A 6,672-nucleotide genomic window follows, 5' to 3' on the forward strand; every position below is an offset into this window, starting at 1 on the left:
GTTTCCGGAACGGCGGGCGGCCGGGCGGCTCAGACCCGGATGACCTGCGGTCCCAGCAGGGAGTAGCGGTGCGCCTCGGGGGCGGGCAGCAGGGTGCTGGTGACGATGGTCTCGAAGTCGCTGACGCCGGCGAACCGGCAGAAGCTCGACGCACCGAACTTGGTGTGGTTCCCGGCGAACACCCGGCGCCTGGCGGCCCTGACCGCCTGCGACTTGACCTCGCCGACCGCCGGGTCGGGTGTGGTCAGACCGTGTTCGCGGGAGATCCCGTTGGCGCCGATGAAGGCCAGGTCGATGACGAAGCCGGAGAGCATCCGGGTCGTCCAGTGGTCGACGGTGGCCAGCGTGCCCGGCCGCAGCCGGCCGCCGAGCAGCAGGACCGTCGTCCGCTCGGCGAGCGCCAGCGCCCCGGCGGTCACCAGGGAGGCGGTGACCACGGTCAGCGGACGGTCGTGCGGCAGGCACTCGGCGATCAGCTGCGGGGTGAACCCCTCGTCGATGAAGACCGTTTCGGCGTCCCCGAGCAGCTGGGCCGCGGCCTCGGCGATCCGGCGCTTCTCCGGCACATGCATCGTCGTACGGAAGTCCAGTGTGGTCTCGAAGCCCGCGCTCTCCACCGGGTAGGCGCCCCCGTGCGTACGCCGGACCAGCCCGTGGTCCTCCAGTGCGCGCAGATCACGGCGGACGGTCTCCTTGGCCACGCCGAGCCGCGCGGACAGCTCGGTGACATCGACCGAGCCCGTCGTGCGGGCGGCCCGGACGATCTCCCGGCGGCGCTCCTCCGCGCTCACTGACACTGGAACTCCTCGGCTTCCGTTGGCTGTGTGGAGAGTTGTACAGCCGTCCGGATGGTGTGAACAGGGCAGGAACGGTCTTGATCATGACCGTTCCTGCCCGTTTCCGGCAGCGTCGGCACCGGCCCGACCTGGTGCGGTGTGCCCGTCCGGGCATGACAAAGGCCCGTCCGGCGTACCGGACGGGCCCGTTCACTGCCCGGATGCGGGCGCCCGAGTGCGGGGACCGGGCGGAGGCCGGTCAGTGCGGCCAGATCGGCGGGTCGGTGAGGAACGGTCCGCCGAGGTGGGAGTGGGCCGGGTCCCGCGGGTCGAGTTCGCCCTGTTCGGCGATGAGCCGCGCCGCGTACGGCTCGGAGTCGTCCTGCGGTTCGTATCCCAGGGCCCGCGCCGACGAGAGGTCCCACCAGATACGGGTGTTGGCAGACGAGCCGTAGACCACCGAGTGGCCGACGCCGTCGGCGGTCAGCGCGGCGTGGAAGAGCCGCGCGCCGTCCCGGGGGCTCATCCAGACCGACAGCATCCGTACCGAGACCGGCTCGGCGAAGCAGGAGCCGATCCGCACGGACACGGTCTCCTGGCCGAACTTGTCCCAGTACAGCTGGGCCAGGTCCTCGCCGAAACACTTGGAGAGCCCGTAGTACGTGTCCGGCCTGCGCGGGGTGTCGATGGGGATCAACGAGTCCGGGGCGGCGGGGACTTGGGGCCCGGGGCTCGGGGTGTAGCCCACCGCGTGGTTGGAGGAGGCGAAGACGATCCGTCCGGTGCCCGCCTCGCGGGCCGCCTCGTAGAGGTTGTACGTGCCCTCGATGTTGGCCCGGAGGATCTTGTCGAAGGACGACTCCAGGGAGATGCCGGCGAGATGGATGACGGCGTCGACGCCCCGTACCGCCTCGCGCAGCGCCTCCCTGTCGGCCAGGTCCGCGGTGATCGCGGAGGGTTCGCCCTCGACCGGTACGGCGTCGAAGAGACGCAGTTCGTATCCGTACGCGGGCAGCAGGTCCCGCATCAGGGTGCCGAGCCCTCCGGCGGCTCCGGTGAGCAGGACGGTGCGGGGAGCGGGCATGGGCGGGTCTCTCCTCGGTGCGTCGGATCAGTGCGTCGGATCGGTACGTCGGACGGGACGGCCACGGCCCGCGGTGGCGGACCGGTCGCGGGGGTCCTGTACGTATTCAGGAGTGGCTGGAATTCACATGTATGGACAAACTAAGGAGCCCTGCCGGGACCGTCAAGTGTGTCGCGCGGAGCTGCGGATTCTGGTTCTGTGGTGGGGTTTCCCGTCTTGACCGCCCTCGTCCTGCTGGCTTAGCGTGGCGGAGTTCAGAGATATAGACACTGATCAGAATGGTGCACGGGGATCGGAACTGTGCACGACTGGACGACCCAGGGAGCGCCCGTGTCCTCAGCCCCGCTCGCCGGCCGGCTCGACGGTCTGCTGTTCTTCCCCGTGACCCCCTACGGGCCGGACGGCGCCGTCGACCTCGATGCCCTCCGCGCGCATGTGCGCAACGGCATCGACGCCGGAGCGGCCGCGGTCTTCGCCTGCTGCGGCACGGGCGAGTTCCACGCGCTCGGCCTGGCGGAGTACGGCGCGGCGGTCGCCGCCGCGGCCGAGGTGAGCGCGGGCCGGGTGCCCGTCGTCGCCGGTGTGGGGTACGGCACCGCCCTCGCCGTCCAGTTCGCGAGGACCGCGCAGGAGGCGGGCGCCGACGGGCTGCTCGCCATGCCGCCGTATCTGGTCAGCGCGGGCCAGGAGGGCCTGGTACGCCACTACACCGCGCTCGCGGCGGCCACCGCGCTCGACGTCATCGTCTACCAGCGGGACAACGCGGTCTTCACCCCCGCGACAGTGGTGGCCCTCGCCCAGGTCGACGGGATCATCGGGCTCAAGGACGGGTACGGCGACCTCGATCTGATGCAGCGCACCATCAGCGCGGTCCGCACCGAACTGCCCGGCCGTGACTTCCTCTACTTCAACGGGCTGCCCACCGCCGAACTCACCGCGCTCTCCTACCGCGCCATCGGCGTCACCCTCTACTCGTCCGCCGCCTTCTGCTTCGCCCCCGACATCGCCCTCGCCTTCTACCGCGCCCTGCGCTCCGGCGACGACACGACCGTGAACCGGCTGCTCGACACCTTCTACCGGCCGCTCGTCGAGCTGCGCAACCAGCGGCCCGGGTACGCGGTGTCGCTGGTCAAGGCGGGGGTGCGGCTCGGCGGCCTGGAGGTCGGGGAGGTCCGCCCGCCGCTCGGTGAGCCGTCCCCCGGGCACATCGCGCAGCTCTCCGCCGTCATCGAGCGGGGCCGGGCAGCGCTGGCCGTCCCGGCGGGCGCTGCGAGGCCGGGGGAGCGGGCATGAGGACCTCGGCCTTCCTCTATCCCTGGGACGTCGTCGGTGACCCGGAAGCCCCGGCCCGTATCGCGGACCTCGGCGTCCAGCAGACCACGCTCGCCTCCGCCTACCACTCCACCCGCGCCCTGACCCCGCGCCACCCCGGCCACCGGATCGTCACCGCGGAGCACGCGTCCGTTCTCTACCCGCCGTCCCCGGAGCGGTGGGCCGGGCGGGAGCTGCGCCCCTACCCGGCCGGGTCCTGGGCGCCTGCCCCCGATCCGTACGGGGAGGCAGCCGCCGCGCTGACCGCGGCCGGTCTCCAGGTCCACACCTGGGTGGTCCTCGCGCACAACTCCCGGCTGGGCGCCGAGCATCCACGGACCTCTGTGGTCAACGCCTATGGGGACCGCTACCCCTGGGCCCCCTGCATCGCCCAGCCCGCCACCCGCGCCTACCTCACCGACCTGGCCGTGGAGGCAGCGGTGCGGCCCGGGTCGCACGGCACCGAACTGGAGTCGCTCGGCTGGTACGGGCTCGCCCATCTGCACGCCCACGACAAGATCGCCGGAGTGGGCCTCGGCGACGCGGGCCAGTATCTGATGTCGCTCTGCTTCTGCCCCGACTGCGCGGCCGGATACGGCGGACTCGGCCTGGACGCCGACGAGTTGGGTGCGACCGTACGCCGGGCGCTGGAGCCGGGGTGGTCCGGCGCACCGGCCGGCGCCGGGGGCGCCGCGATCGGGGAGCTGCTCGGGACGGACACCGCGGCGGCCGTCCTCCAGTGGCGCACCAGGACCGCCAGGACGCTCCAGGAGCAGACCGTCGCCGCGGTGCGGGCCGCGGCCCCGCCGGGCTTCCAGGTGCTGCTGCACGCCGACCCGGCCGCCCACCACTGCGGGGCCAACGCGGGAGTCGACCCCGAGCACATCCTCGGCGTCGCCGACGGTGTGGTCGTGCCCTGCACCAGTGGGCCCGCGCTGCTCGCCCCCTTCGCGGTGCACCGCACCGACCGCACGGTGCTCGCCGCCAACCTCACCGTCGTCTCCGGCATGGGCGGCAGTCCGGGCACCCTGGCGGATGACGCGGCCCGCGCCGCCGGACTCGGCGCGACCGAACTGCGGCTTTACCACGCCGGACTGGCGTCCGACGCCGATCTCGCGCTCGTACGGGCCGCGCTGTCCTGACCCCCGGACGTACGAGGGCCGATGCGGCGGCCGGGGGTGCCCGCCACGAGCGGCGGCGGCAGCGCCGGCGCATCGCGGGAGGCGGCCGTTCCCCGGCTACCGGGCGGGCCCCGGGCCGCCGCGCTCCGGCCGGCGGCGCAGCCTCGCGTCCTCGATCGCGGGGGGTGCGGCCGCGTAGTTGTCCGCCGGGTCCAGATCGGTCCCGGGCGGGACGATCTCGTCGATACGGTCGAGGACCTCGTCCGGAAGATCGAAACCAGCGGCGGGGAGCAGCCCGTCCAGCTGCTCCTGGGTACGGGGGCCGATCAGCACCGAGCTGACCGCCGGGTGCGCACGGACGAAGGCGACCGCGAGCTGCGGCAGCGTCATCCCCGCCTCGTCGGCGAGCACGGTGAGCTCCGCGAGCGCGGCGGACTTCAGCCGGCCGGCCGGGGTGGACGCATCGTAGGCCGATGGCAGGGCGGAGGACATCAGCCTGGCCCGGTGGGTCGACGGCAGATCCGCGCGCCCGGAGAGCCAGCCGCTGTTCAGCGGACTGAAGGTGAGCACACCCATCCCGTGGCGCTGGGCGGTCGGCAGCACGGCCGCCTCCGGCCTGCGGGTGAAGACGGAGTACATGGGCTGCTCGGTGAGGAAGCGGTGGGTGCCCCGGCGCTCCGCCGTCCACTGGGCCTCGACCATCATCTCCGCCGGGAACATGGACGAGCCGAACGCCCGGATCTTGCCCGCCTGTACGAGGTCGGACAGTGCGGAGAGCGTCTCGCCGATCCCGGTCGCGTGGTCGGGCCGGTGGATCTGGTAGAGGTCGATGTGGTCGGTACCGAGCCTGCGGAGGCTGTCCTCGACCGCACGGACGATCCACCTCCGCGAACCGCCCCGCAGATTGGGGTCCTCGCCCATCGGCCGTCCGAACTTGGTCGCGATGACAAGGCCGTCCCTGCGGCCCGCGACGGCCTTGCCGACGATCTCCTCGGACTCGCCCCTGGAGTACACGTCCGCCGTGTCGATGACATTGATTCCGGCATCGAGCGCGGAGTGGATGATACGGATCGCGTCCCGGTGGTCCGCGTTGCCCAGACTCCCGAACATCATCGCGCCGAGCGTGAGTTCGCTGACGGACATTCCGGTCGATCCGAGGGTCCTGCGCTTCATTACGTCATGCCTCCGGCGGCTTCGTCATGCAGATTCCTGCCAGCCCATCACGCGGTTCCGCCCGCCCGGTAGACGTATCCCGCCACCCGCTTGCACGATCCTGCCGACTCTGCTCTTATCGCGCCATGACAGACGACACGGCGCCGCCCACCGGGTCCGCCCCGCGGGCCGCGGAGCTTCTCGCCGAGCTGCGGACGCTGATCGTGCGCCACGCCGGTGGCAGACCGGTGCGGAAGACATGGGTTCTGGACGGTGTGGCCCTCACCTGCGCGAACCGGCCCACGCTCCCGGTGAGCGCGATGTCGGAGCCGTCGCTCGCGGTGGTCGCCCGGGGTGTCAAGCGCACGGTCCTGAACGGTGTCCCCCACGACTACCGCGCCGGGCAGTATCTCGTCGTCCCGGTCGAACTGCCGGTCACCGGCCAGGCGTTGGAGGCCACGGATGACGAGCCCTTCGCCGTCTTCAGCATGACGCTGGACCCGATGGCGATCGCACCGCTGCTCCTGGAGACCCCCGGCACCGCGAAGCCGCCCCTCTCGCCGGGCCTCGTGGTCAGCGACGCCACGTCCGAACTGCTCGATCCGGTCGTCCGGCTGCTGCGTCTGCTGGGGCGCCCCGACGACCTCCGGGTCCTCGCGCCCGGTATCCAGCGGGAGATCCTGTGGCGCCTGATCACCGGTGACCAGGGCGCGCTGGTCCGGCAGATCGGCCTGGCCAACAGTTCCATCGCCCGGGTCTCCCGTACGATCCGCTGGATCCGCCGGCACTACGACGAACCCCTGCGCGTCGCGGACCTCGCGGAGCTGGCCCATATGAGCCCGTCGGCCTTCCACCGGCACTTCCGCGCCGCGACCTCGATGACCCCGGTCCAGTTCCAGAGGCAGATCCGGCTGCGGGAGGCGCACGCCCTGCTCATGGCAGGACCGGTGGAGGTCGCGGAGACCGGCCACCGGGTCGGCTACGGAAGCCCGTCGCAGTTCAGCCGCGAATACCGCAAGGAGTTCGGCGCACCGCCCGGCCGGCACGCGGCCCGGCACACGGCACCGGGCCCGCCGCCCCGGACCGGGCCGACGGACCTCACCCCCGCTCCTCGATCCGGCCCGGACAGACCTTAGGGTCTGTCCGGCCGATCTTCGTGGGCCCGCGACGCCTGGCACTTCCCCAAGTTCTCGGCTGCGCTCGAACAGGGGAGACCCCATTCCTCGCG

At 72.2% G+C, this 6,672-nt stretch carries 6 protein-coding genes; 3 read left to right on the forward strand and 3 right to left on the reverse strand.

Annotated features, from left to right (window positions below):
* Nucleotides 1-29: 29 nt before the first annotated feature.
* The gene (locus ACWGKJ_RS32560) at nt 30-797 is read right to left on the reverse strand and encodes a DeoR/GlpR family DNA-binding transcription regulator (RefSeq protein ID WP_385028078.1); all 768 of its coding nucleotides are present in this window, start codon (nt 795-797) and stop codon (nt 30-32) included.
* A 238-nt stretch (nt 798-1,035) separates the two neighbouring features.
* Nucleotides 1,036-1,860, reverse strand: a complete 825-nt coding sequence (locus ACWGKJ_RS32565; RefSeq protein WP_385028080.1) for an NAD-dependent epimerase/dehydratase family protein — start codon at nt 1,858-1,860, stop codon at nt 1,036-1,038.
* A gap of 330 nt (nt 1,861-2,190) precedes the next feature.
* Here ACWGKJ_RS32565 and ACWGKJ_RS32570 point away from each other — a divergent pair, with 330 nt between their 5' ends.
* On the forward strand, nt 2,191-3,153 hold the full coding sequence (locus ACWGKJ_RS32570; protein WP_385028083.1) for a 5-dehydro-4-deoxyglucarate dehydratase: 963 nt from the start codon (nt 2,191-2,193) through the stop codon (nt 3,151-3,153).
* A complete protein-coding gene (locus ACWGKJ_RS32575) occupies nt 3,150-4,313 on the forward strand; it encodes a hypothetical protein (RefSeq protein ID WP_385028086.1) in 1,164 nt (387 codons plus the stop codon). Before ACWGKJ_RS32570 ends, ACWGKJ_RS32575 begins: the two co-directional genes overlap by 4 nt.
* A gap of 96 nt (nt 4,314-4,409) precedes the next feature.
* On the opposite strand, the gene ACWGKJ_RS32580 is transcribed toward ACWGKJ_RS32575, so the two are convergent.
* Nucleotides 4,410-5,465, reverse strand: a complete 1,056-nt coding sequence (locus ACWGKJ_RS32580; RefSeq protein WP_385028089.1) for an aldo/keto reductase — start codon at nt 5,463-5,465, stop codon at nt 4,410-4,412.
* A 125-nt stretch (nt 5,466-5,590) separates the two neighbouring features.
* On the opposite strand from ACWGKJ_RS32580, the gene ACWGKJ_RS32585 reads away from it, so the two are divergent.
* On the forward strand, nt 5,591-6,580 hold the full coding sequence (locus tag ACWGKJ_RS32585; protein WP_453315887.1) for an AraC family transcriptional regulator N-terminal domain-containing protein: 990 nt from the start codon (nt 5,591-5,593) through the stop codon (nt 6,578-6,580).
* Nucleotides 6,581-6,672: the final 92 nt, after the last annotated feature.

It is taken from the genome of Streptomyces sp. NPDC054757 (assembly GCF_053612185.1).